Source organism: Hydrogenophaga pseudoflava (assembly GCF_031020795.1).
GTDB classification, from domain to species: domain Bacteria; phylum Pseudomonadota; class Gammaproteobacteria; order Burkholderiales; family Burkholderiaceae_C; genus Hydrogenophaga; species Hydrogenophaga pseudoflava_A.
Genome location: NZ_JAVHJP010000005.1, coordinates 335693 through 357432 on the forward strand (window position 1 = coordinate 335693; position 21740 = coordinate 357432).

Here is a 21740-nt window from a genome sequence, read left to right on the forward strand (position 1 = left end):
CGCGGCGCCGGCGGCGCGCGGCCTCAGGACCGCACCTCCGACGGCGGCGGCGTGACCACCACCTGCCCGTCCTTCACCGGCAGCGTGGGGCCCGGCGGGAAGGAGGTGCGCGTCTTGCCCTCCTGGCCGCCCAGCCGGTAGGTCACGTCGTAGCCCACCAGCCGCTGCGACTTCTGCTGCACCGTCCTGCAGCGCTGTTCGGTCGTCGTGACCACGTCGTTTTCCTGCAGGTTCTTTTGCACTCGGTTACCGGCGTAACCCCCAGCCACCGCGCCCGCCACCGTGGCCACCTTCCTGCCGTTGCCGCCGCCGATGTTGCTGCCCAGCAGGCCGCCCGCCACACCGCCGATCACCGTGCCGGCGATGCGGTGCTCGTCCTTCACGGGCGCCTGCCGGCGCACCGCCACGTTCTCGCAGCGCACCTGGGGCGTCGACACGGTCTGCAGCACCTCCTTGACGGCGACCACGTCGGCCACCTTCGGCTGGGCCAGCTTCTGGTATCCGGTGACCGCGCCGGCCCCCAGCACCACCATGGCGATGCCGCCCACCGCCATGCCCTTCATCATCGACTTGTCCATGTGTTGTTTCCTTTCTCGACGTTTCTTCCGGGGCGAAATCTAGGGCGGCTGGCGCGCCGGGTCGTGACAAACGGTGTCAATGGCACATCCCATGCTTGTCATGGGCATGGACCCCACCGCACCCGCCGCCCATTCCTGGTTCGACGACACCCACGCGCTGATCGCCGGTTCGCTCTTCGTCGCGCTGGGCATGACCATGTTCGGCCACGCCGGCCTGCTCACCGGCGGCGTCGCGGGCGTGGCCTTCCTCGCCAGCTACGCCAGCGGCCTGCCCTTCGGCCTGTTCTTCTTTCTGCTGAGCCTGCCGTTCTTCGTGCTCTCGTGGTTCCGGCTCGGCCCGGCGTTCACGTTCAAGAGCTTCGGCGCCGTGGCCCTGGTGTCCGTCTGCACCACGCTGGCGCCCAAGGTGGTGCGCTTTGAACTGCTCAACCCCTGGCTGGCCTCGGTGCTCGGTGGCTTCCTCATCGGCTTCGGCCTGCTCGCCCTGCTGCGCCACCAGGCCAGCGTGGGCGGCGTCAACATCCTCGCGCAGTGGCTGCAGCAGGCCCGCGGCTACAGCGCCGGCAAGGTGCAGATGTCGGTCGACCTCGTCGTGGTGCTGGCCGCCCTGTGGGTGCTGCCGCCGCTGCAGGTGGCGCAGTCGGTGGTGGGGGCGGTCGCCATCGGTGCCATCCTCGCGCTCAACCACAAGCCGGGGCGCTATCTCGGCGTCTGAGTCGCCAGTGGTGGGCTACGGCAGCGTGATCGCGCCCTCGGACACGTAGCGCCGGAACTCGGCCATGGGCATGGCCGCCGCGCCGTGGGTTTCGCCCTCCACCCAGCTCAGGGTGGCTTCGAGCTTGGTGGTCTCGATCTCCACCGGGCCTTCCGGGATGCGCATCAGGGCGCCGTCGCCCGGCCGGTACTCCACTTTCCCCACGATGTATCCAGTCTTCTGAGTCATGACGTGCTCCTGTTGGTTGCAGTTCATTCTGTGAACCGCGCTGCAGGCCCGGCATCGGTGAACGCGCAGTCCGCCGGTAGGACGCGTCCTACACCGAAGGTCTGCATCCGGCTTCCGCCAATGGCCCTGCGCAGGCAGAGGTCAATGTCATGCAACTCATAATGTTGCATGAAATCAAACAGCCAGCTGTCCGACGTGCTGCACGTGCTGCTGCACATGGCCGAGCGCGATGCGCCCATGACCTCCGACACCCTGGCCGCCGCCATGCAGACCCACCCGGTGGTGCTGCGCCGCCTGATGGGCGGGCTGCGCGACGCCGGCTTCGTCGGCTCGGCCAAGGGGCATGGCGGCGGCTGGGTGCTGACCTGTTCGCTGGACCAGGTGACGCTGCGCGACATCCACGAGGCGCTGGGCGCCCCCGCCCTGGTGTCGCTGGGTTTTCGCGAAGACCGGCCCGAATGCCTGGTCGCCCTCGCGGTCCACGACGCGCTGACCAGCGCCGTGCAGGAGGCCGAGGCCGCGCTGCTGCGGCGGCTGGACGGCGTCACGCTGGCGGCGCTCTCGCGCGACTTCCATCAACGTCTGTTGGCCCGCGGCGCGGTGCGCCACCGGCCCGAGGAGCACTTCCATGATGAACACTGAATTCGCCGTCATCGGCGGCAGCTACGCCGGCATGTCGGCCGCGCTGCAGCTCGCGCGGGCGCGCCGCCAGGTGCTGGTGGTGGACGCCGGCCAGCGCCGCAACCGCTTCGTCGACGAGGCCGGCGCCACGGCGCACGGCTTTCTGGGGCAGGACGGCCGCGCACCCGCCGCCATTGCGGCCGAGGCGCGCCAGCAGCTGCTGGCCTACCCGAACGTGCGGTGGATCGATGGCCTGGCCGAGGACGCGCACCACCGGCCCGACGGGCGCTTGGGCTTCCGTGTGGGCGGCACCGAGGTGAGCGCCGCGCGGCTGGTGCTGGCCACCGGCGTGCGCGACGAAATGCCGCTCGTGCCCGGCCTGGCCGAGCGCTGGGGCCGCAGCGTGTTCCATTGCCCCTACTGCCACGGCTACGAACTGGAAGAAGGCGCCATCGGCGTCGTCGCCACCTCGCCCGCCGCCCTGCACCAGGCCGCCATGCTGCCCGACTGGGGCCCCACCACGCTGTTCCTCAACGACGCCTTCACCCCCACCGACGACGACCTGGCCCTGCTCGCCCGGCGCGGCACGCAGATCGAGCGCACCCCCGTCGCGCGCATCGAGGGCGTGGCCGACGTGGTGCTGACCGATGGCCGCCGTTGCGCCATGGCCGGCCTCTTCGCCCAGGCGCGCATGCACATGGCCAGCCCGGTGGCCGAGCAGCTGGGTTGCGCCTTCGAGCAGGGGCCGCTCGGCCCGTTCATCCAGGTGGACCGCATGGGGCAGACCAGCGTGCCGCACGTGTTCGCCTGCGGCGATGCCGCGCGCGCGGCCGGCAACGTGGCCCTGGCGGTGGGCGATGGCGCCATGACCGGCGCGGCCGCGCACCGCTCCGTCATGTTCTGAACGCCGCGATCCTGTTAGCCTGCGCCATGCCCTCCACATCCACCCTCCTGCGCACCTCTGAAGCCGGCGTCCTCACCCTGACGCTCAACCGCCCCGACAAGCTCAACGCCATCGACAACCCGCTGGCCGAAGCCCTGCTCGAAGCGCTGAACGCCGCCGCCACCGACCCCGCGGTGCGCGCCATCCGCCTGCGCGGCAACGGCCGCGCCTTCTGCGCCGGCCGCGACGTCAGCGCCGCGCCCACCGACAAGGACCTGGAACTGGTGCAGGCCGTCTCCCGCGCCATCGTGGCGCACCGCTGCCCCGTCATCGCCGCCGTGCACGGCTGGACCGTGGGCGCGGGCTTCGAGTGGACGATGAACGCCGACATCGTCTTCGCCGCCGACAGCGCGAGATTCAAGCTCCCAGAGGCCTCGCTGGGAGTCTTCGTCACCGGCGGCCTGGTGGCCACCCTGCCCGCCGCCATCGGCCCCATGCGCGCCAAGGCGCTGACGCTGCTGGGCGAACCGTTCGACGCGGCGCAGGCGCTGGCCTGGGGCCTGGTCTACCGCTGCGTGCCGGCGGACGAGCTTGATGCGGTGTCGCTGGCCGCGGCGCGGCGCGTCGCAGACCTGAAGCCCGAGGTGGCCCGCGAGTTCAAGCGCGTGCTCAATCAGATCGGGCTGGAGCGCTTCGAGCGTGCGGTGGAGGAGGAAACGGCCGTCCAGCGCCGGCTGGGCCAGGGCAACGCTGAAGCCTGATTCAGCCCGCCGGCGGGCGCTGTTTCTTCGCGATGCGGTCCCAGTCGCGCAGCGTCTGCAGCAGCCGGTTCTTCGCATCGGTGTGGCTCTGGCCGAAGGTCTCGGCCATCTGCCGGCGCAGCGCCTCGTCCGGCGGCGGCGCGCCCAGCGCCTTGAGCCGGTCGATCACCAGCATCACCACCTGAAAGCTGCCCGAGCCCACCGCCATCGTCAGCGGCGTCTGCCCGTCCGCCGCCGTGTCCAGCACGTCGGCGCCGTGCTCGATCATGAACTTGACCACTCCCGCCTTGCCGCCCGCACAGGCCCAGTGCAGCGGCACCAGCCCGCCCTCCAGCCGCGCGTTGAAGTCGGCGCCGGGCGCAAGATGCTCCGCGGCCAGGGGCCAGCCGGAGGCTTTGATCATTTGCTGGAGTTGCCAGGGGGGCATGGGGTGGATGTGTCGGATGGGTTTGATGGATGTGGCGGGCGGGGGACAACCGGGTTTGCCGAATCTGTGGTGAATGGTCGAAACTACGCGTTCGTCGGCTACTTTGCTCGACTGTCATTCAAATGAGAGGGAGATCGCTGAGCCATGTCCACCGTCACAAAAGATCATGTCAGAGAGCATGCGCGCATGGCGCTGCTGCGCGGCCTGAGAGGCTGGTGTATTGCGTTGAGCATCGTCTTTCTCGCCCTGGCGATCATGTCGCTAAGAAACACTGTCGGCAATCCGAAAACATGGGCGTCTTCCTTCCACGCGCTCGCCGCCAGCGGCGCATTTGTCGAGTATGGCGCCTGGCTTGCGGCTGTCGGAGGACTGTTCTTGTTCATCGCGCTGGTCATCTCATTCGTTCTCAGAACAATGAAGGAATGACCTCCATCGCGACCGAACACTGTCCTTGCGAATTTCCCATCCTCATCGCTTGGATGCATTTGCTCCACCAGTCAGGACCTATCCATGTTGAAAATCATCGCCATCCTCGTGTTCTCAGGCTCGCTCAACGTTGCCGTCGAGACCGATTCCGGTTGGGCTGAGAAGTCGTTTGCCAACACCGCGAAAGGTGCAGAAGAACTCGTCGGATTTGCGGAAGAAGTGGTTGGTGATCCGCCGGATGGCGTGAGGGTGGTCCTTGGCGCTCTGAACGAGGACGACAACTTGGAGCACATCGTCACCCTGTTCAATGCGCTGGAGTTGAAACACAGCTTCGCCACGCCTGAAGAGGTCAAGGCAGCGGCAGCCAAGCACCAACTGTCTGCGCAAACTGCCATCTCGGTGGCCAAGGCCGACCAGGAAAAGTTTGGAGCGCTCTATGGAAGAACGCCTCCGAAGTGATGCGCCCACCCGGAGCAATTGGCGCGTCTGGCTGTACCTGCTCTTGGGGTTCACCGGTGGTGGCATCGGCGCCCTCTTCGCGCTGTTCTTCGGCGCCTCGTCTTGGCCAGACGCACGGCTGTTCATCCTGTCGGGCATCGCCATCGGGCTCGGTCTGGCCTCCTTCCTGGCACCAAACCTGCTAAGCCCTAAACACAGAGAGGCGAGTGCACCAAAACAGTGACTCGCAGCCTTGAATGACCGCTAGGGTTCCGGGCGCTGCGCATACATATATGTAGACAGCAGCGCCGCCTGGTCCGAGAGCGGTCGGCCACGATCGTGTGGCTCCACGGAGGGACAAAAGCCCGGGAGAAGCTGGCATGCCGCTGATGCGGTTGCGCGAGCCTCTCTGGCCGTCGTCCCCCCGAACAGGAGCCCGCGCATGTCCACGTCTCCCCCTTCGTTTCCGCTGGTGGCCCCGGCGCCTGTCGCCGAGGCGGCTGCGCTGCAGCCCGCGCCCTTGGCGCCACTGCCAGCCCGCCGTCCGCTGTCCTCGCTCTGGACGGTGCGCGCGCCCATCAACCGCCGCGCCTACTGGGTGCTCGCGCTCACCGGCCTCGTGCTGCCGCTGCTGGCCTGGGCCGCGCTGGCCGCCTGGGGCGGGCTGGACCCGACTTTCATGCCCTCGCCCGGGGCGGTGATGGGCAAGTTCTGGGCATGGCTGACCGAGAACGACCTGCTCAACGACATGGCGATCAGCACCTACCGCGTGGTCGCGGGCTTCGTGCTCTCGGCCGTGTTCGCGCTGCCGCTGGGCCTGTTCATCGGCTCGTTCCGTTCGGTGCAGGCGCTGCTGGAGCCGCTGACCGACTTCATCCGCTACATGCCGGCGGTGGCCTTCATTCCGCTGGTGATGCTGTGGGTGGGCATCGACGAGGGTTCCAAGATCGCCATCATCTTCATCGGCACCTTCTTCCAGATGGTGCTGATGGTGGCCGAAGACGTGCGGCGCGTGCCGGCCGCGCAGGTGGAGGCGGCGCAGACCATGGGCGCCAGCCGCGCCGAGCTGATCGAAAAGGTCATCCTGCCCAGCGCCAAGCCCGCGCTGCTGGACACGCTGCGCATCACCATGGGCTGGGCCTGGACCTACCTGGTGGTGGCCGAACTGGTGGCGGCCAACTCGGGCCTGGGCTACGCCATCCTGCGCGCGCAGCGCTTCCTGCAGACCGACACCATCTTCGCGGGAATCATCGTCATCGGCCTCATCGGCCTGTTGACCGACCAGCTGTTCCGCCTGGCCCACCGCAAAGCCTTTCCCTGGCTCTACCTGAAAGGCTGACCGCCATGCGCTTTCCCGCCTTCAACCCCCTGGTCCCCAAGATCCAGATCCGCGACCTGCACAAGCGCTTTGACGGCGCGCCGCTGAACGCGCTGGAGCACATCAACCTGGACATCGCGCACAACGAGTTCGTCACCTTCGTCGGCGCCTCGGGCTGCGGCAAGAGCACGCTGCTGCGCACCATCGGCGGGCTGGAGACGCACACCAGCGGCGAGCTGCTGGTGGACGGCCGGCCCGTCACCGGCCCGGACATCGACCGCGCCATGGTGTTCCAGCACTACAGCCTCTACCCCTGGATGTCGGTGATGGAGAACATCAAGTTCTGCCGCCAGCTCGCCGCGCACCGCAAGGACCACACCTCGGCCCAGGTCGAGGCCGCCTCGGGCCGGGCCGACGCGCTGCTGCGCCTGATGGGCCTGCAGGCCTCGGCCAACGCCTGGCCCAACCAGCTCTCGGGCGGCATGCAGCAACGCGTGGCAATCGCGCGCGCGCTCATGGGCCGGCCCGGCATCCTGCTGATGGACGAACCCTTCGGCGCGCTGGATGCGCAGACGCGCGAGGTGATGCACGACCTGATCCGCCACGTGCACCGGCTGGAGCGCGCGACCATCGTCTTCGTCACGCACGACGTGGAGGAAGCGATCTACCTGGGCGGCCGCGTGGTGCTGATGGCGCCGCGCCCGGGCCGCATCGACACCGTCTACGACGTGCCCTTCGGCGACCAGCGCGACCAGGACCTCAAGCACGCGCCCGAGTTCCTGCGGCTCAAGCGCGAGATCCTCGAACGCATCCGGGAAACCTCGGGCATGAAGACCGACCTTGAACAACTGCAACGCCTGTCCGGCCTGACCGCGGAGACCGTATGACACCCACCAACACCTACCCCCTGCCCGAGACGCTCACCGACCCGCTGAGCGTGATCCCCTCCAACCCGCCGGCCGCGATGCCGGTGGACGCGCCCGCGCTGTGGCAGCGCTTTCCTCAAACCTCGCTGGCGGGCGTGCACACCGGCCATGCGATGTGGAGCGAGGTCATGCCCGGCGGCAGCCACTGGAGCTGGCGCATGCCGCGCGGCAGCGCAATCCGATTCGTGGCGCTGGAAGCCGGCGCCAACGTGAGCGTGGTCATGTACTCGGCGCTGGAAAAGCTGGAGCGCTACAACATGCCCGACAGCCTCAAGGCGCAGCACACCGCGCACTACGGCAAGGGCCATGTGCTGATGAGCGACATGGGCCGCAGCATGGCCAGCGTCACCGCCGACAGCCTGGGCTGGCACGACCCGCTGGGCGCGCTGCTCGACAACGAGCTGATGACCGCGAAATACGGCGAGCGGCGCTACGAACAGGCGCGCAACGCCATGCACCGTTCGGGCAAAGACGGCCTGCTGATCGAGATCGGCAAGTACGGCCTGACCAAACGCGACCTCGTGGCGCCGGTCAACCTGTTCAGCAAGGTGAGCGTGGACGAGCATGGGCGCTTTCATTTCGCGAAGGACCACAGCCGCGCGGGCGACTTCGTCGAGCTGCGCTTCGACATGGACGTGATCGTCGCCGTCTCCAGCGCGCCGCACCCGCTGGACCCTGCCCCTGAGTGGTCACCGAAGAAGGTGGGCCTGCTGGCCTGGCGCTGCGGCGCCGCGCCGGCCCACGACGCCTGCCGCGCCTTCCGCCCGGAGAACGCGCGGGCGCTGCACAACAGCGACATGCTCTACCTGTGAGCGAGGAGACGAAGCCATGAACGCCACCACCGCCACCGACATCCGCATCCAGGAAAGCGCGCTCGACCCGGCCGCCGCCGTGATGAACCAGCGCCACCCCGCGGGCGAGCCCATCCTGTTCGCCGTCCACAAAGGCCAGACCCTGCGCATCGTGGACCTCGAAGGCAACCAGGCCGCCGACGTGATCTTCTACAACCGCGACGACCTGGCCGAGCACTACAGCGCAACCGACACCATGCTGCACCAGGGCGGCATCTACCTGACCACCGGCTCGGTGATCCGCAGCAACGAGGCGCGGCCCATGCTCACCATCGTGGCCGACACCTGCGGCCGCCACGACACGCTCGGCGGCGCCTGCGCGGCCGAGAGCAACACCGTGCGCTACGCGCTGCAGAAGAAGTTCATGCACAGCTGCCGCGACAACTACCTGATTGCGCTGCAGCGCGCCGACATGGGCCTGACCAAGCGCGACCTGGTGCCCAACATCAACTTCTTCATGAATGTGCCGGTGACCGGCGAAGGCGGGCTCAAGTTCGACGACGGCGTGTCCGGCCCGGGCAAGTACGTGGAGATGCGCGCCGAGATGGACCTCTGGGTGCTGATCAGCAACTGCCCGCAGCTCAACAACCCGTGCAACGCCTACAACCCGACCCCCATTCAACTCATTGTTTGGGACCCGGTCTGACCGACCCTTGTGAAACCGGCCAGCAGGACGGCCTGCTGCGCGACACCCCTCGGCAGGACGGCCTGCCACCGGAGAGCCCATGTTCCGCAAGGTCCTGATCGCCAACCGCGGCGCCATCGCCTGCCGCATCATCCGCACGCTCAAAGCCCTGGGCGTGCAGAGCGTGGCCGTGTATTCCGAGGCCGACGCGATGGCGCGCCACGTGCGCGAAGCCGACGAGGCGTATCTGCTCGGCCCCGCGCCCGCGGCCGAGAGTTACCTCAGAGCCGATCGCATCCTGCAGATCGCCCGCGACTGCGGCGCCGAAGCCATCCACCCCGGCTACGGCTTCCTGTCGGAGAACCCCGGCTTTGCCCAGGCCTGCGAAGACGCGGGCATCGCCTTCATCGGCCCCACGCCCGAGCAGATGCGCGCCTTCGGCCTGAAGCACACGGCGCGCGACCTGGCCGAGCAGCGCGGCGTGCCGCTGCTGCCCGGCACCGGCCTTCTGGCGGACGCGGCGCAGGCCCGCGCCGAGGCGCTGCGCATCGGCTACCCGGTCATGCTCAAGAGCACGGCCGGCGGTGGCGGCATCGGCATGCGCCTGGTGTGGAGCGAAGACGAACTGAGCGACGCGTTCGCCTCGGTGCAGCGCCTGGCCAGCGCCAACTTCAAGGACGCCGGCCTGTTCCTGGAAAAGTACGTGGAGCAGGCGCGCCACATCGAGGTGCAGGTCTTCGGCGACGGCGCGGGCACGGTGCTCGCGCTGGGCGAGCGCGACTGTTCGGTGCAGCGCCGCAACCAGAAGGTGATCGAAGAGACCCCCGCGCCGGGCCTGACGGAGGCACAACGCCACGAGCTGCACGCCACCGCCGTGCGGCTGGCGCAGGCGGTGAACTACCGCTCGGCCGGCACGGTGGAATTCGTCTACGACGCGGCCACCGGCCAGTTCTACTTCCTCGAAGTCAACACCCGCCTGCAGGTGGAACACGGTGTGACCGAGCAGGTGACCGGGGTCGATCTTGTGGCGTGGATGGTGCAACTCGCGGCCGGCGACCTCCCTTCACTGGACTCGTTGAAGCCCACGCCACAAGGCGCGTCCATCCAGGTGCGGCTGTACGCCGAAGACCCGGCCAAGAACTTCCAGCCCAGCGCCGGTCTGCTGACCGAAGTGGTGTTCCCCACCGATGCACGCGTCGATGGCTGGGTCGAACGCGGCACCGAGGTGCCCGCCTGGTACGACCCCATGCTGGCCAAGCTCATCGTCACCGCACCGGACCGCGAGCAGGCGCTGGCCAAGCTCGACGCCGCGCTGGCCGCCACGCGCCTGGCCGGCATCGAGACCAACCTGGGCTACCTGCGCCAGGTGGTGCGCGACCCGGTGTTCCGCGAAGGCCGGCAGGTCACGCGTTTTCTCAACAGCTTCCACTTCCGCCCCGCCACCGTCGAAGTGGTCGAACCCGGCGTGCAGACCAGCGTGCAGGACTGGCCGGGCCGCCTGGGCCACTGGGACGTGGGCGTGCCGCCCAGCGGCCCCATGGACGCCTACGCCCACCGCATGGCCAACCGCCTGGTGGGCAACGCCGACGACGCGGCCGCGCTGGAGATCACGCTCTCGGGCCCCACGCTGCGCTTCAACGCCGAGGCGGTGATCGCCGTGACCGGCGCTCCGGTCAAGGTCATGCTCGACGGCGCGCCGCTGACCATGTGGCAGAGCCACCGCGTGGCCGCCGGCAGCGTGCTTGCCATCGGCCGGGCCGAGGCTGGTGCGCGCCTGTGCCTGGCCGTCGGTGGCGGCTTCGACGTGCCGCTGTACCTGGGCAGCCGAAGCACCTTCACGCTCGGCCAGTTCGGCGGCCATGCGGGGCGGCACCTGCGCACCGGCGACGTGCTGCACCTGGCCTCGCCGGGCGCCGGCACGGCCGGCATGAGCGCCGCCCCGGACACCGTGCCGGCCTTCACCCACCACTGGGACGTGGGCGTGCTCTACGGCCCGCACGGCGCGCCCGACTTCTTCACGCCCGACGACGTGGCCACCTTCTTCGCCACCGACTGGGAGGTGCACTACAACTCCAGCCGCACCGGCGTGCGCCTGATCGGCCCCAAGCCGCAGTGGGCGCGGGCCGACGGTGGCGAGGCCGGCCTGCACCCGTCGAACATCCACGACAACGCCTACGCCATCGGCGCCATCGACTTCACCGGCGACATGCCGGTCATCCTCGGCCCCGACGGCCCCAGCCTCGGCGGCTTCGTCTGCCCGGCCGTGGTGGTGGACGCCGAACTCTGGAAGCTCGGCCAGCTGCGCCCCGGCGACACGGTGCGCTTCCACCGCCTCTCGCTCGATCAGGCGCTGGACCGCAGCGCGACCGTCGAAGCCGCGCTGACCTCGCTCGCGCAGCCCCTGCCCGCCACGCCGAACGACGACCCAACCGCCCACCCCACACCCGTCGTCCACGAAGACCCGGCCCGCGAAGACGAGGCCGTGCCCGCCATGGTGGTGCGCCAGGCCGGCGACCGTTACCTGCTGGTCGAGTTCGGCCCGCTGGTGCTCGACATCGAACTGCGCCTGCGCGTGCATGTGCTCATGCAGGCGCTGCAAGCGCGCATGGCAGCAGGCACGCTGCCCGGCATCGTCGACATGACACCCGGCATCCGTTCCCTGCAGCTGCACTTCGACCCGTCCCAGGTCTCGCGCGCCGAGTTGCTGAAGGTGCTGGTCGAGGCTGAGGCCGCGCTGCCCGCGGTGGACGACATGGAGGTGCCCAGCCGCATCGTGCACCTGCCGCTGAGCTGGGACGACCCGCAGACCAAACTCGCCATTCAGAAGTACATGCAGTCGGTGCGGCCCGACGCGCCCTGGTGCCCGAGCAACATCGAGTTCATCCGCCGCATCAACGGGCTGGACAGCATCGACGACGTGTTCAAGGTCGTGTTCGACGCCAGCTACCTGGTGCTGGGCCTGGGCGACGTCTACCTGGGCGCGCCCGTGGCCACGCCGGTGGACCCGCGCCACCGCCTGGTGACCACCAAGTACAACCCCGCGCGCACCTGGACGCCCGAGAACGCCGTCGGCATCGGCGGCGCCTACCTCTGCGTCTACGGCATGGAAGGCCCCGGCGGCTACCAGTTCGTCGGCCGCACGCTGCAGATGTGGAACCGCTGGCGCCACGGCGAGCCCGGCTCCGTGTTCGAGCAGCCCTGGCTGCTGCGCTTCTTCGACCAGATCCGCTTCGTGCCGGTGGACCAGGACGAGCTGCTGCGCATCCGAGCCGCCTTCCCGCATGGCGGCTACGCGCTGCAAGTCGAAGAGACCACCTTCAGCCTGCGCGACTACCGCCGCTTCCTGGCCGACAACGCACCGAGCATCGGCGCCTTCAAGGCGCAGCAGCAGGCCGCCTTCGACGCCGAGCGCGAGCGCTGGGCCGCGAGCGGCCAGCTGACCTACGCGGGCGACGCCGACGTGGCTGCGGCCGACGCCAGCGTCGAGCTGGATCTGCCGCCCGGCGGCCGGCCGCTGGCCAGCAGCGTGCCTGGCAGCGTGTGGAAGGTGCTGGTCAGCGAAGGCCAGCGCGTGGCCGCGGGCGACGTGCTGCTCGTCGTCGAGTCCATGAAGATGGAATTCAGCGTGCTCGCGCCGCAGGACGCCACCGTGCACCGCCTCATGTGCCGCGAAGGCGCGCCCGTGGCCGCCGGCCAGGACGTGCTGGTGCTCGTCACCGAAGACTGAACAGAACCGAATCAGCGGATCCCCCCATGACCACGAACTTGCAAGACCTGTCCTTCGACCTCGCCAGCCTGCGCGCCGCCTACGCCGCTGGCACCCCCGTGCGCGCCGTCATCGCCGAAGCCATGCGCCGCTGCGCCAGCGACGCGCACCACGCCTTCATCCACCGCCTGACCGACGCCGAGATCGAGCCCTACGTCGCGCACCTCGACGGCGTGGACCCGGTCAGTCTGCCGCTGTACGGCGTGCCGTTTGCGATCAAGGACAACATCGACCTCGCGCACATCCCCACCACCGCCGGCTGCCCCGAATACGCGTACACGCCGGGCGAGAGCGCCTTCCTCGTGCAGCGGCTCATTGCGGCCGGCGCCGTGCCGCTGGGCAAGGCCAACCTCGACCAGTTCGCCACCGGCCTCAACGGCACGCGCTCGCCCTACGGCGCCTGCCGCAATGCCTTCAACCCCGACTTCGTCTCGGGCGGCTCCAGCTCCGGCTCGGCCGTGAGCGTGGCCAAGGGCTGGGTCAGCTTCTCGCTGGGCACCGACACGGCCGGCTCGGGCCGCGTGCCCGCCAGCTTCAACAACCTGATCGGCCTCAAGCCCAGCATCGGCCTGCTCTCGGCCACCGGCGTGGTGCCGGCGTGCCGGTCGGTGGACACCGTGTCCATCTTCGCGCTCACCGCCGCCGACGCGCAGGCCGTGCTCGCCGTGGCCGCTGTGCCCGATGCGGCCGACGCCTTCAGCCGCGCCGCCAAACCCTTCGGCGTGGACTTCTCGGCCAGCCACTTCCGTTTCGGCGTGCCGCGCCCGCAGGACCTCAACTTCTTCGGCAACGACGCGGCCGTCGAACTGTTCGCGCAGAGCATCGAACGCCTGCACGCCCTCGGCGGCACCGCGGTGGAGGTGGACCTCACCCCCTTCCTCGAAGCAGCGCGACTGCTCTACGAAGGCCCCTGGGTGGCCGAGCGCTACGTCGCCATCCAGGACTTCATCGACGCACAGCCCGAGGCCGTGTTCCCGCCCGTGCGCACCATCATCGAAGGCGGCAAGGCCAAGACCGCCGCCGACGCCTTCGCCGCGAGCTACAAGCTCAAGGCCCTCAAGCGCGTGTGCGACGCCGTGTGGCAGGACGTGGACTGCCTGCTCACGCCCACGGCGGGGACGATCTACCGCATCGCCGACATGCAGGCCGGCCCGATCCGCCTGAACAGCAACCTGGGCTACTACACCAACTTCATGAACCTGCTGGACTACGCCGCCGTCGCGGTGCCCGCCGGCTTCCAGGCCAGCGGCGACGCGCAAGGCCTGCCCTGGGGCGTGACCCTGGCCGCGCCCGCGTTCAAGGACGTGCCGCTGCTGCGCCTGGCCGACCGGTTTCACCGCGCGCAGGCCGCGTTGTCACTCGGCGCCACCAACGCGACGCTGGCCGACACCCCCGCCATCGGCACCGAGCTGCCCAAAGGCAGCAACACCGCCGGCACCGTCAAGGTCGCGGTCTGCGGCGCCCACCTCAGCGGCCTGCCGCTCAACTGGCAACTCACCCAGCGCGGCGCGCGCCTGCTCGGCGCGGTCCAGTCCGCGCCCGAATACAAGTTCTACGCCCTGGCCGGTGGCCCGGTCCAGCGGCCCGGCATGGTGCGCGTCAACGAAGGCGGCGCCGCCATCGACATGGAAGTCTGGGAACTGCCCGCCGAACACTTCGGCAGCTTCGTCGACGGCATCCCCGCCCCGCTGGGCATCGGCAAGGTGAAGCTGGCCGACGGGTCGTGGGTGAGCGGGTTTGTGTGCGAGGCGATCGGGGTGGAGGGGGGGGCCGAGATCACTGCGCTGGGGAGTTGGCGGGCTTGGTTGGCGCAGTAGGGCTGAGGTTCGGTGCTCGCTTTTGACGTTAGCTGTAAAAAATTTCCGACAAGAGCAGATGGTGGGGCTTGGTAATTTTCGAGATGCCCGCTGGGGACGAATGCGCTTCAAGGGGAGGCTCATCTAAAGAGATAGGCGGCACTTTGGATTATTGAACATCGCCTACGGCATACTTGTCGGGATCAAATATTCAGCCAGACGAAAGGCATCTTTAGGGAGGAGACATGGCAGTGACAAAAAATCTCATCAAGGTCCGTTCTCTTGAGTTTGGAACGCCGGCATTCCGGAAGTTGGGCAATCTGACGATCGAGTTTGCTGATCGTCTTACCTTAATTGCAGGTCACAACGGAATCGGAAAATCCACCATCCAGGGGTTAGTTGCCAACACTTTCGGCGTTGCGAAGGGCGGCCCCAAGAGCTACTTTGGCGAGCCGTTCTCCGCAAACATCGAGCGAATCGTGTATCTCGCCCTCGAAGAGGTGGTGACTGCACAAGAGAACCCTGCTGCCGCTCCAACTGTCGTTGCGCAGGTGGGGGGGATCACCGTTCGAAAGCGTTGTGCTATGACGCAACGTACTGAATGGAAGCGTGCACGCGTTGTCCCCAGAACGATTGAAAGAGCTGAAGGAGATCCGGTGGGGCCGGATGCAAAAGTGCCTCTGCCCACCATCTTCCTTGGCATCAAGCGGCTGGCGTCAATCGGGGAGGCTGATGAGAAGGAAGTTGCAAGCCGGAAAATCACCATGCACCCGGAGGATCGCCAACTCATGGCGGACTTCGTGAGTTCAGTAATCATCGGTACACAAGTGACTACTGAAGTCACCCACCAGAGTATCAAGGGGTCTAGGAAGAAGACCGTTCAACCAGGCTATGCAACGCATGATGCGCTCGCAATTTCGATGGGCCAGGACAGCTTAGGCAGCATCGCAACGGCATTGGCTTCGTTCAATAGACTCCAACGCGAGCAAGGCAACAACTACTGCGGTGGACTCCTTGTGATTGACGAGCTCGATGTGGGATTTCACCCCCACGCGATCGACCGTCTTGTCAAGGCATTGAAAACACATGCCAAGCGGCTCGATCTGCAGATCATCGCAACTACGCACTCGCCTCGACTGATCGAGGCGGTCCACCCACAGGGCGGGGGCAACTCGAAAGCGCCCGACAAGGTTGTCTACCTGCTTGACACGCGGCACCCACGCCTTGCGGATGACCAGTCTCTGCAAGCCATCCTCGACGACATGGCACTACGTCAAGACATTGACGTTCTTCCGAAAGCGAAGAAGCCGGTGCTCGGCGTCTATTTCGAGGATCCCGAAGGTGCTCAGTTCTGTGATGCCCTATATCCGGCAGCCAAACGGGCAGCCTTGGGCAAAAAGCTGGGCGTACAGATTAAGTTGATCCCGCTCGGTGTTGGGGGATCAAACCTGATCGGCCTCCCAGATAAGGATCCGCTCTTCAAGGACCGCGTGCTAATAGTCGATGCGGACACATCTATTCCGCAGAAGGCAGGAGCTCGCGGAAATACCATCAAGCTTCCATGTCCCCGAGGGGCTCACGGCACTGACCGGTCGCCAGAGAACGTCCTGAAGAAGTTCTTGAGGGCTGTGATGGACGCCTCAAGTGGGCCATTACATGAGGCCCTTCGAAGACTCAGTGTCCGCAACCCAAGCTCCGACAAGGTGTTGAGCACGTTTTTTGCTGACGACTCCAGTACGAGCACGCAGCGCGAAGCCAGTAAGGGATGGTGGGTTGCTCATTGGAATCAATTGAAGCGGTGGGGTGTGATACGGGAGTGGGCCATCTGCCACTCTGACGAGGCTGGAGCGTTTGTAAAGGCCTTCGAAGAGGCAGTAACCAAGACTGCGAGCCGGATCATCTGAGCCCTGGCCAAGATGGCCAGCCTGAGGCTACAGTTCCGTTATTCATGTACTCCAACAAGCTCTTCACCCCGCTGCGCTACCCTGGCGGAAAGGCACGGTTTGCACCGCTGATCGCCGACGTCCTCTACAGCAACGATTTGGCTGGTGGTCACTATCTTGAGCCCTATGCAGGCGGGGCTGGCGTCGCCCTCGTGCTGCTACTGGACGGCGTCGTCGGACACATCCACATCAACGATGCTGACCCAGCAATCGCCGTCTTTTGGCGCGCGGTTGTGCAGGAGACCTCTGAGCTAATAGAGCTGGTTGCAAGCGAACCAGTGACTATGGACGCATGGCATTACTGGCGCGCCATCATGCTTGGCGAATCTGAGGGCACACAGCTTCAGCGTGGCTTCGCGACGCTCTTCATGAATCGGACGAACCGCTCGGGGATCCTCAAAGGTGGGGTCATCGGCGGCAAGACACAAAGTGGTACCTACAAACTGGATGCTAGGTTCATGCGCGATGAGCTTTGCCGGCGCCTTGAGCGCATCGGACGGCATGCGAGTGCAATCAGCGTCTATGAAGAGGACGCCCACAAGCTGTTGCTGCGGTGCCATCAGTTCCTTCCCGGAAAGTCACTGATCTATCTTGACCCGCCCTATTACGTGAAGGGCGCAGGCCTTTATCGCAACTTCTACAAGCACGATGACCACGCGCGCATCGCGCGCCTACTTGGCAGCAGCCGGTTTCGACGCCCGTGGATCGTTTCCTACGACAACGCCGAGGAAATTCGCGCGATGTACAGCTACGCGCATTCGTTCACGTATGGACTTCACTACACCGCTCAGCAGCGCTACACCGGGTCGGAAGTCATGTTCTTCAGTGACCGGCTGACACCGCCAGAACAGGCTCGAGAGCGAGAGGCCGCGTGACTCTTTTTCCCGCGCTGCGACTGCTTATGAACTCGAGCCGTTGCTGATCGACTCGTATCGCAATACTTGGCGCGATGGGCAGTTCTGCCAAGGCAGGTGCTCTGGGTCGAAAGCAACTGTTCACATACCAAGATAAGGTCTCGAAACCTTCAATTCCTCACCAACCTCCCCGGACCAAGCTCCGCCCCACCCGCTCACTCGCCCGGCGCAGCCGCTCCTTGAGCACAGGCGGCTCAAGCACATCAAACTCCACGTCCAGCGCCATGAGCCAGTAGACCAGCGAGTCAAGCTGGCCCGTGCCGCAGAGCATGAGGCAGTGCGTGTCGTCAATCGCCTCCAACGTGGCGCGGCTTGGTTGTGCCATAGCGTTCCCTCTGTATTCGGCGCACTGAGTCTGCAAACGTCGTGATGCGATACAACCGCGGTTTCGAACGCATGTGGGGGCGCGATGAGCAGCTACGCTGAAAAATCGGGGCGGCAGCCGGACTTTAGGCTTTCGTACAAGCGACTGCCTGCGCAGCAACGCCTGTTTCAACACATGCGCAGCAATGTGTCTTGGGCGGCTGATGACGACCCCACCCGGCAGTGGTCCATCTGGCCGGAGTTTGAATCACCGAATCGCGAACCCATCGGCGAGGGAGTCGAGCCTTGCGAACATGGAACAGCCACCATGTGGGTCCTGTTCGATGAGCCAGACTACAGATCCCAGCTGCGGCAGTGGTTGCGGACGGGCCAGGAAGGGTTCTTCATGGCGGGTAGCGAAAAGATCGCGCATTTCACCGTCTTGGAATTGCTCTGCCGCGAAGCAGATGCCCAAGCCAACGCTTCTGTGAAACACCTATGAATCCCGTCTTCGCTGTCCTCGTTCTTTTCACCCTGAGTGCATGCACAGATGGTGGTGGGTATCTTGTCGAGGCAAAGGCTCCTCCCGCAGCCGCAATGGCAGCGGAGTCGCCCGATGGGCAGAAGCTGGTGCTTCCGCTCGAAGTGGACCAGCAGGCCGCTGAAGCCTTTGTTCGACTCGGGTTCGGTCTGAACGAAGGGCAGCGCTTCCAAGCCACAGCGTTTCTGACGCCTTTCCTGCGAACAACCCAAGCTGCGCCGCTGATCAGGTTGGTGAAGGAATACAACGAGTTCAACGGTGAGCGGGTCGCCGCAGCGGTTGAGAAGCTGCGAGGCCGGATATCGGGTTTGGAATTCGGCCGCGAGGGTTCGCCTGTCCTCTACATCGAGCTGCCCCATTGGACTCATCAGCGTGATGAGGCTGAGACCAATGTTCAAGGCACCAGGATCACCGACGCCGAGAACGACAGGCTCGTCGAGGAACTGCGTCAGGTGTTTGTCGGTGAGTTGAGGGCGGATGAGTTTGGTGTGGATGGACGCAAGGTTCGCGTGTGGTGGGACTGATGGCGACACATTGGCCGTATGGAGCATGCCTTGATGCTGAGTCTTGAAAGTTCTCGTTGGTCCGCGCTTGAACATGCCTACGGCCACGCTTCCGACATTCCGCCGCTGCTTCGCCAGCTTCAGGACCTGCCCGTGTCTTAAGGGCAGTCTGAGCCGTGGTTAGCTCTTCCATTGCGAGGCTCTGAACATGGAACTCCTTGAACCGTGGCATGTACCTCAACGTGCGGACCTGCTTGAACGGCAACTTGCAACTGAGCTTCCTCGTGGACATGCGCTATTTGGCGTTCCTGTTCGAGCCGTCGCGCAGCGACAGGACTGTGACGATGTCTTGTTCGAACTGCTAGACGGGTCAGACCGAGTCGCCGTCGTTCACCTCACCTACTCCATGAACTTTGATCCCGCCTGGCCGTTCACGACGGTCTTTAACGGGCTGTCTGCGTGGACGGAGAGTCGCATGCTCAAAGACCATCTCGACTTCAATACATAAATTGATGTCGTGCGGACTCCCCCAAAGGCGAGCCGCTCCCTTCAAACGAGAGAACACACACATGAGCTACGTCGTTGTGTACGACCTTCCTGAGTTCGATACCGGGCAATACGAAGGCTTTGAGTTCGTCATGGACGAGGGGGACGCGTCATTGCGGATTCGAGTAGCGGAGCTGGGCGTGATCACCATCACTTTCTGCCGCGTGCGGTGGCATCAGTTCACTGCGGCTCCCAATTGCACTGCGGAGCTTGTCGAAGGTGCTTACTTCCGCCTTGTGGATGTCGCCTCACCAGCGCTCCAGGCGTTCCTCGCCGCAGACCGCTCAACGCTCAAGGCATATTCCGGGCTGCACCACTTTCGGATCTTTCTTGACGAATCAGGTTGTCATGAACTCTTTGCGGAGTCCTTCAATGTGGTCAAACCTGCGGCTCAAATTCAGTGTTGAGCATCTGACTGATGGCGACACGTTGGCCACGTGAAGGATGCGTCCGGCAAGGCCCATGACCAGTGATACTCAGCAGCCCTTCTGTCACCTTGCCAGACCGACTCGCTGAGCTCCCTATGCACGACCGCGACACCCTTTCCCAAACCGATCAACTTTCGACCCTTCACAAACCGCGCGGACGTCGAGTTCGTATCGCGCTGTACGTTGGTCTCTGCCTGGTGGCCTCCCTGGTTCCGCTGTTCCTGGAAAGCGCACGAGCCCCACACGGTGATAGCGGCGTCGCTGAGATGCTCGGCGCGATCGGTGGTTTGCTGGCGCTGGCGGTCCTCACGTTTCCTGCTGGTGTTGTGGCTGTTCCTCTTTGGTGGCTGCTGGTATGGAATGGCATTGCCACGCCGTCTGAGGGCGTTGCCGCGGTGATGCCCGTATTCACCGTCGCCGGCTACCTGCAGTGGTTCGTGTTGGTTCCCAAGTTGGCGCGCCGCGGGTCGAAAGCGGCTTCTCGTTAAGGGTGGAGTTCAGGTCGCCGGTCATTGCCCCCCACCCCGCGCCAGACTCCTCCCCACCCGCTCACTCGCCCGGCGCAGCCGCTCCTTCAGCGCGGGCGGCTCCAGCACATCAAACTCCACGTCCAGCGCCATGAGCCAGTACACCAGCGAGTCCAGCTGGCCCGTGCCGCAGAGCATGAGGCAGTGCGCGTCGTCCATCGCTTCCAGCGTGGCGGCGGATGGGGGAATGGTTTTCGCCATCACCTCGCGAGGCTGGTGCAGCACCACGCGCGCCTGTTCGCCCTGCTGGTGCACGCCGGCCATGGCCCCGGTGACGTAGGCGCGCAGGTCGCCCGCGGGCGGCGGGCGTGGCGCGAAGTGCGCGCCGGTGCGGGGTGTGCCCTGCACGCGGTCGATGCGGAAGGTGCGCCAGTCGTCGCGCGCCGGGTCCCAGGCCACCAGGTACCAGTGGTGGCCGGTGTGCACCAGCCCGTGCGGCTGCACCTGGCGCAGGCTGGCCTGGCCGCGCAGGTCGCGGTAGCTGAAGCCCACCTGCAGCTGGTCGCGGCAGGCCGTGGCCAGGGTGGCCAGCACGCTGGCGTCGATGGTGGGCCCCATGCGCTGCACCGGCACGATGGCCGAGCGCAGCGCGCCCGTGCGGCGTCGCAGGCGGGTGGGCATCACCTGTTCCAGCTTCACCAGCGCGCGCAGCGAGCTTTCCTCCACACCGCTCACGGTGCCGGCCGCGGCGATCTGCAGGGCAATGGCCACCGCCAGCGCCTCTTCGTCGTCCAGCAGCAGCGGCGGCAGCGATTGCCCCGCGCGAAACGCGTAGCCGCCCGCCACGCCGCTGCTGGCATGGATGGGGTAGCCGAGCTGGCGCAGCCGGTCGATGTCGCGCCGCAGCGTGCGCGGGTGCACCGCGAGCCGATCGGCCAGCTCGGGGCCGGCCCAGTGGCTGCGGGTCTGCAGCAGCGAGAGGACGCGCAGCAGGCGCGAGGACGATGACAGCATGGCCGCACTCTAGCGTTTATTGAGGGCCGGAACTGTCCGCAATGGGCGCGACATTGCAGCCACGGGTTCGGCGCGGTGTCGGGCCCGCTGTCCACACCTTCAAGGAGCCCACCATGTCCCAGATCGTTCTCTACTGGCACCCCATGTCCAGCGCCACCCCGGTCGCCTGCGCCCTCGCCGAACTCGGCGTGCCGCACGAGCGCGTCAAGATCGACATCACCACCGGCGAGCAGCGCCGGCCCGACTACCTGGCCCTCAACCCCAACGGCCAGGTGCCCACGCTGACGGTGGACGGCGCGCCGATGTTCGAGGCGCTGGCCATCGAGCTGTGGCTGGGCCACACCTATGGCGTGAAGAGCGGCCTGTGGCCGGCCGGCGGCACGCCGGAACACCTGCAGGCCATGTCGTGGAGCACCTGGTCCTACGTGACCTACGGCGCGCAGCTGGTGCGCCTGCAGGCCGCGAAAAACTTGGGCACACCCGACGACGCGCACGGCACAGCGGCGCACAAGGCCCTGGACGAACTGCTCACCGTGCTCGACGGGCACCTGAGCGAGAAGCCCTGGCTGCTGGGCGACGCGTACACGCTGGCCGACCTGATCGTGGCGTCGGTGATCGGCTACAGCGTCTACCTGGGGGCACCGGTAGACAAGCACCCGACCACGAACGCCTGGCTGCAGAAGGTGCAGGCGCGGCCGGCGATGCAGATCGACGCCTGACCG

General features: G+C 66.4%; 25 protein-coding genes and 1 riboswitch. Of the genes, 20 read left to right on the forward strand and 5 right to left on the reverse strand.

Translation table 11 applies throughout. The features are described from left to right. Nucleotides 1–23 precede the first annotated feature (23 nt). Entirely contained in the window at nt 24–578 is a 555-nt protein-coding gene (locus RCO38_RS17940) for a glycine zipper 2TM domain-containing protein (protein ID WP_308329720.1), read from the reverse strand. Between the two features lie 79 nt (nt 579–657). Between RCO38_RS17940 and RCO38_RS17945 the strand changes: the two genes are divergently transcribed. Then, on the forward strand, nt 658–1293 hold the full coding sequence (locus RCO38_RS17945) for a YitT family protein (RefSeq protein ID WP_308329721.1): 636 nt from the start codon (nt 658–660) through the stop codon (nt 1291–1293). 15 nt (nt 1294–1308) lie between these two features. On the opposite strand, the gene RCO38_RS17950 is transcribed toward RCO38_RS17945, so the two are convergent. Further along, nucleotides 1309–1521 (reverse strand): hypothetical protein, encoded by a 213-nt coding sequence (locus RCO38_RS17950; protein WP_308329722.1) that lies wholly within the window; start codon nt 1519–1521, stop codon nt 1309–1311. A 168-nt stretch (nt 1522–1689) separates the two neighbouring features. Between RCO38_RS17950 and RCO38_RS17955 the strand changes: the two genes are divergently transcribed. From RCO38_RS17955 to RCO38_RS17965, 3 genes are read left to right on the forward strand one after another with little or no spacing between them, the layout of a single operon-like run. Beyond that, nucleotides 1690–2163 (forward strand): Rrf2 family transcriptional regulator, encoded by a 474-nt coding sequence (locus tag RCO38_RS17955; RefSeq protein ID WP_308329723.1) that lies wholly within the window; start codon nt 1690–1692, stop codon nt 2161–2163. Further along, nucleotides 2150–3046, forward strand: a complete 897-nt coding sequence (locus RCO38_RS17960) for an NAD(P)/FAD-dependent oxidoreductase (RefSeq protein WP_308329724.1) — start codon at nt 2150–2152, stop codon at nt 3044–3046. The genes RCO38_RS17955 and RCO38_RS17960 overlap by 14 nt, the downstream gene beginning before the upstream one ends. 26 nt (nt 3047–3072) lie before the next feature. Beyond that, on the forward strand, nt 3073–3786 hold the full coding sequence (locus tag RCO38_RS17965) for an enoyl-CoA hydratase/isomerase family protein (RefSeq protein WP_308329725.1): 714 nt from the start codon (nt 3073–3075) through the stop codon (nt 3784–3786). A gap of 1 nt (nt 3787) precedes the next feature. Here RCO38_RS17965 and RCO38_RS17970 read toward each other — a convergent pair whose 3' ends face one another. Continuing rightward, entirely contained in the window at nt 3788–4189 is a 402-nt protein-coding gene (locus tag RCO38_RS17970) for an ankyrin repeat domain-containing protein (RefSeq protein ID WP_308329726.1), read from the reverse strand. Between the two features lie 168 nt (nt 4190–4357). On the opposite strand from RCO38_RS17970, the gene RCO38_RS17975 reads away from it, so the two are divergent. The 11 genes from RCO38_RS17975 to RCO38_RS18025 all read left to right on the forward strand — a co-directional run bounded on the left by RCO38_RS17975 (nt 4358) and on the right by RCO38_RS18025 (nt 17177). After that, nucleotides 4358–4639 carry a hypothetical protein gene (locus RCO38_RS17975; RefSeq protein ID WP_308329727.1) on the forward strand — a complete coding sequence of 94 codons (282 nt, stop codon included), beginning with the start codon at nt 4358–4360 and terminating at the stop codon, nt 4637–4639. Nucleotides 4640–4723: 84 nt separating this feature from the next. Next, nucleotides 4724–5098: a hypothetical protein gene (locus tag RCO38_RS17980; RefSeq protein WP_308329728.1), complete on the forward strand. Its 375-nt coding sequence runs from the start codon at nt 4724–4726 to the stop codon at nt 5096–5098. Beyond that, a complete protein-coding gene (locus tag RCO38_RS17985) occupies nt 5076–5321 on the forward strand; it encodes a hypothetical protein (protein WP_308329729.1) in 246 nt (81 codons plus the stop codon). The genes RCO38_RS17980 and RCO38_RS17985 overlap by 23 nt, the downstream gene beginning before the upstream one ends. A gap of 9 nt (nt 5322–5330) precedes the next feature. Further along, nucleotides 5331–5451, forward strand: a riboswitch (guanidine-I (ykkC/yxkD leader). Nucleotides 5452–5519: 68 nt separating this feature from the next. Continuing rightward, complete coding sequence (locus RCO38_RS17990) at nt 5520–6416, forward strand: ABC transporter permease (protein ID WP_308329730.1); 897 nt, start codon at nt 5520–5522, stop codon at nt 6414–6416. 5 nt (nt 6417–6421) lie between these two features. Continuing rightward, nucleotides 6422–7282: an ABC transporter ATP-binding protein gene (locus tag RCO38_RS17995; protein ID WP_066151976.1), complete on the forward strand. Its 861-nt coding sequence runs from the start codon at nt 6422–6424 to the stop codon at nt 7280–7282. A 152-nt stretch (nt 7283–7434) separates the two neighbouring features. Then, nucleotides 7435–8133: an urea amidolyase associated protein UAAP1 gene (locus tag RCO38_RS18000; RefSeq protein ID WP_374694554.1), complete on the forward strand. Its 699-nt coding sequence runs from the start codon at nt 7435–7437 to the stop codon at nt 8131–8133. Nucleotides 8134–8149: 16 nt separating this feature from the next. Further along, the gene (locus RCO38_RS18005; protein WP_374694551.1) at nt 8150–8818 is read left to right on the forward strand and encodes an urea amidolyase associated protein UAAP2; all 669 of its coding nucleotides are present in this window, start codon (nt 8150–8152) and stop codon (nt 8816–8818) included. Nucleotides 8819–8897: 79 nt separating this feature from the next. Continuing rightward, entirely contained in the window at nt 8898–12524 is a 3627-nt protein-coding gene (gene uca, locus RCO38_RS18010) for an urea carboxylase (protein ID WP_308329733.1), read from the forward strand. Between the two features lie 26 nt (nt 12525–12550). Then, nucleotides 12551–14380, forward strand: a complete 1830-nt coding sequence (atzF, locus tag RCO38_RS18015) for an allophanate hydrolase (protein ID WP_308329734.1) — start codon at nt 12551–12553, stop codon at nt 14378–14380. Nucleotides 14381–14604: 224 nt separating this feature from the next. Next, nucleotides 14605–16263: an AAA family ATPase gene (locus tag RCO38_RS18020; RefSeq protein ID WP_308329735.1), complete on the forward strand. Its 1659-nt coding sequence runs from the start codon at nt 14605–14607 to the stop codon at nt 16261–16263. A 44-nt stretch (nt 16264–16307) separates the two neighbouring features. Then, nucleotides 16308–17177, forward strand: coding sequence for a DNA adenine methylase (locus RCO38_RS18025; RefSeq protein WP_308329736.1), 870 nt, complete (start codon nt 16308–16310; stop codon nt 17175–17177). A 157-nt stretch (nt 17178–17334) separates the two neighbouring features. Here the strand turns inward: RCO38_RS18025 and RCO38_RS18030 are convergent, their stop codons facing one another. Beyond that, nucleotides 17335–17541, reverse strand: a complete 207-nt coding sequence (locus RCO38_RS18030) for a hypothetical protein (RefSeq protein ID WP_308329737.1) — start codon at nt 17539–17541, stop codon at nt 17335–17337. Nucleotides 17542–17625: 84 nt separating this feature from the next. Between RCO38_RS18030 and RCO38_RS18035 the strand changes: the two genes are divergently transcribed. The 4 genes from RCO38_RS18035 (at nt 17626) to RCO38_RS18050 (ending at nt 20025) form a co-directional block, all read left to right on the forward strand. Continuing rightward, complete coding sequence (locus tag RCO38_RS18035; RefSeq protein WP_308329738.1) at nt 17626–18021, forward strand: hypothetical protein; 396 nt, start codon at nt 17626–17628, stop codon at nt 18019–18021. Beyond that, nucleotides 18018–18584, forward strand: coding sequence for a hypothetical protein (locus RCO38_RS18040; protein ID WP_308329739.1), 567 nt, complete (start codon nt 18018–18020; stop codon nt 18582–18584). The genes RCO38_RS18035 and RCO38_RS18040 overlap by 4 nt, the downstream gene beginning before the upstream one ends. A gap of 548 nt (nt 18585–19132) precedes the next feature. Then, entirely contained in the window at nt 19133–19516 is a 384-nt protein-coding gene (locus RCO38_RS18045) for a hypothetical protein (RefSeq protein ID WP_308329740.1), read from the forward strand. A gap of 116 nt (nt 19517–19632) precedes the next feature. Further along, a complete protein-coding gene (locus RCO38_RS18050) occupies nt 19633–20025 on the forward strand; it encodes a hypothetical protein (protein WP_308329742.1) in 393 nt (130 codons plus the stop codon). Nucleotides 20026–20046: 21 nt separating this feature from the next. Here RCO38_RS18050 and RCO38_RS18055 read toward each other — a convergent pair whose 3' ends face one another. Then, nucleotides 20047–21018, reverse strand: a complete 972-nt coding sequence (locus RCO38_RS18055) for a helix-turn-helix transcriptional regulator (RefSeq protein ID WP_308329743.1) — start codon at nt 21016–21018, stop codon at nt 20047–20049. 113 nt (nt 21019–21131) lie between these two features. On the opposite strand from RCO38_RS18055, the gene RCO38_RS18060 reads away from it, so the two are divergent. Further along, nucleotides 21132–21737, forward strand: a complete 606-nt coding sequence (locus tag RCO38_RS18060) for a glutathione S-transferase family protein (protein WP_308329745.1) — start codon at nt 21132–21134, stop codon at nt 21735–21737. Nucleotides 21738–21740: the final 3 nt, after the last annotated feature.

Coding starts and splice junctions, on each gene's coding strand:
- RCO38_RS17940 (WP_308329720.1), bottom strand. CDS start 578: ATGGACAAGTCGATGATGAAGGGCATGGCGGTGGGCGGCATCGCCATG.
- RCO38_RS17945 (WP_308329721.1), top strand. CDS start 658: ATGGCACATCCCATGCTTGTCATGGGCATGGACCCCACCGCACCCGCC.
- RCO38_RS17950 (WP_308329722.1), bottom strand. CDS start 1,521: ATGACTCAGAAGACTGGATACATCGTGGGGAAAGTGGAGTACCGGCCG.
- RCO38_RS17955 (WP_308329723.1), top strand. CDS start 1,690: ATGAAATCAAACAGCCAGCTGTCCGACGTGCTGCACGTGCTGCTGCAC.
- RCO38_RS17960 (WP_308329724.1), top strand. CDS start 2,150: ATGATGAACACTGAATTCGCCGTCATCGGCGGCAGCTACGCCGGCATG.
- RCO38_RS17965 (WP_308329725.1), top strand. CDS start 3,073: ATGCCCTCCACATCCACCCTCCTGCGCACCTCTGAAGCCGGCGTCCTC.
- RCO38_RS17970 (WP_308329726.1), bottom strand. CDS start 4,189: ATGATCAAAGCCTCCGGCTGGCCCCTGGCCGCGGAGCATCTTGCGCCC.
- RCO38_RS17975 (WP_308329727.1), top strand. CDS start 4,358: ATGTCCACCGTCACAAAAGATCATGTCAGAGAGCATGCGCGCATGGCG.
- RCO38_RS17980 (WP_308329728.1), top strand. CDS start 4,724: ATGTTGAAAATCATCGCCATCCTCGTGTTCTCAGGCTCGCTCAACGTT.
- RCO38_RS17985 (WP_308329729.1), top strand. CDS start 5,076: ATGGAAGAACGCCTCCGAAGTGATGCGCCCACCCGGAGCAATTGGCGC.
- RCO38_RS17990 (WP_308329730.1), top strand. CDS start 5,520: ATGTCCACGTCTCCCCCTTCGTTTCCGCTGGTGGCCCCGGCGCCTGTC.
- RCO38_RS17995 (WP_066151976.1), top strand. CDS start 6,422: ATGCGCTTTCCCGCCTTCAACCCCCTGGTCCCCAAGATCCAGATCCGC.
- RCO38_RS18000 (WP_374694554.1), top strand. CDS start 7,435: ATGTGGAGCGAGGTCATGCCCGGCGGCAGCCACTGGAGCTGGCGCATG.
- RCO38_RS18005 (WP_374694551.1), top strand. CDS start 8,150: ATGAACGCCACCACCGCCACCGACATCCGCATCCAGGAAAGCGCGCTC.
- uca (WP_308329733.1), top strand. CDS start 8,898: ATGTTCCGCAAGGTCCTGATCGCCAACCGCGGCGCCATCGCCTGCCGC.
- atzF (WP_308329734.1), top strand. CDS start 12,551: ATGACCACGAACTTGCAAGACCTGTCCTTCGACCTCGCCAGCCTGCGC.
- RCO38_RS18020 (WP_308329735.1), top strand. CDS start 14,605: ATGGCAGTGACAAAAAATCTCATCAAGGTCCGTTCTCTTGAGTTTGGA.
- RCO38_RS18025 (WP_308329736.1), top strand. CDS start 16,308: ATGTACTCCAACAAGCTCTTCACCCCGCTGCGCTACCCTGGCGGAAAG.
- RCO38_RS18030 (WP_308329737.1), bottom strand. CDS start 17,541: ATGGCACAACCAAGCCGCGCCACGTTGGAGGCGATTGACGACACGCAC.
- RCO38_RS18035 (WP_308329738.1), top strand. CDS start 17,626: ATGAGCAGCTACGCTGAAAAATCGGGGCGGCAGCCGGACTTTAGGCTT.
- RCO38_RS18040 (WP_308329739.1), top strand. CDS start 18,018: ATGAATCCCGTCTTCGCTGTCCTCGTTCTTTTCACCCTGAGTGCATGC.
- RCO38_RS18045 (WP_308329740.1), top strand. CDS start 19,133: ATGAGCTACGTCGTTGTGTACGACCTTCCTGAGTTCGATACCGGGCAA.
- RCO38_RS18050 (WP_308329742.1), top strand. CDS start 19,633: ATGCACGACCGCGACACCCTTTCCCAAACCGATCAACTTTCGACCCTT.
- RCO38_RS18055 (WP_308329743.1), bottom strand. CDS start 21,018: ATGCTGTCATCGTCCTCGCGCCTGCTGCGCGTCCTCTCGCTGCTGCAG.
- RCO38_RS18060 (WP_308329745.1), top strand. CDS start 21,132: ATGTCCCAGATCGTTCTCTACTGGCACCCCATGTCCAGCGCCACCCCG.